This is a genomic window from Pseudomonas sp. K8 (assembly GCF_014889455.1).
GTDB classification, from domain to species: Bacteria; Pseudomonadota; Gammaproteobacteria; order Pseudomonadales; family Pseudomonadaceae; genus Aquipseudomonas; species Aquipseudomonas veronii.
In genome coordinates this window covers 1-946 of the sequence record NZ_VJWO01000123.1, presented here as the reverse complement: position 1 = coordinate 946, position 946 = coordinate 1, and the positions used below count along the sequence as shown (strand labels likewise).

The 946-nt window shown below is 64.6% G+C and carries 1 protein-coding gene; it reads left to right on the top strand.

Annotated elements, in window-relative coordinates; translation table 11 throughout:
* The coding region (locus INT12_RS30485; protein WP_193059178.1) for a hemagglutinin repeat-containing protein at window positions 1-946 on the top strand (946 nt) is incomplete at both ends.

The following is a 946-nucleotide window of genomic DNA, read 5'->3' as shown; positions in this document are numbered from 1 at the left end:
GGGCGGCAAGTACACCCAGATCGCCAGCAACGTGGTGGCCGCGCAGGATGTGAACATCACTGCGGCGGAGATCGAACTACTCACTGCCAACGAGACCGGCTACAACTCGCAGAGCGACAAGGACCTGAAGATCGGCGTGTTCGCGCGGATCAAGTCGCCCTTCATTGACCTGATCAACAACGTGGATTCGGCGCGTCAGTCCGATGGGCGGCTGCAGGCGATGCAGGGCATGGCGGCCGGTGCCAATGCGTACCAAGCCGGTAGTGCCATTGTCAGCGCCACCAAGGGTGGCGGCAACGACAACCTGACCAGCACCAGCGGCGACATCCACGTGGTGCAGGGCAACCTCAACGCCGGCAACACGCTGGCGCTGGATTCGGCCGGCGACATCCTGCTGGAAGCAGGCAAGGCGCACCTTCAGGACAAGAGCAAGAGCAACAACGCGGGCGCCGAAGTGGGCGTGGGCGTATCAGTCGGCGCGCAGACCGGCGTGTACGTGTATGCCGAAGCCAGTGTGGGCAGCAGCAAGTCCAACTCCGACAGCAGCACCTGGCAGAACACCACCCTCACCGGCCAGAACATCTCGCTGAAGGCAGAAGGTGACACCACCCTGCGCGGTGCAACCGCAACGGCCGACCGCATCTACGTCAAGACCGGCGGCACGCTCACCATCGAATCGCTGCAGGACATTGCCGAGAGCATGTCCAAGGACAGCCAGGTGGGTGGCCGCGTGCAGGTCTCGCTCGGCACCGCGTGGGATGCCAGCGGCTATGCCAGTGCGGGCAAAGCCAACGGCAGCTACAAGGGCGTTGGCCAGCAGTCCGGGCTGTTCGCGGGCGATGGCGGTTACCACGTCGACGCCGGACACGTGAACCTGGTGGGCGGCGCCATTGCCAGCACCAATGCCGCCAACAGCGAGCTGACCGCCCAGAGCTTGACCTTCACC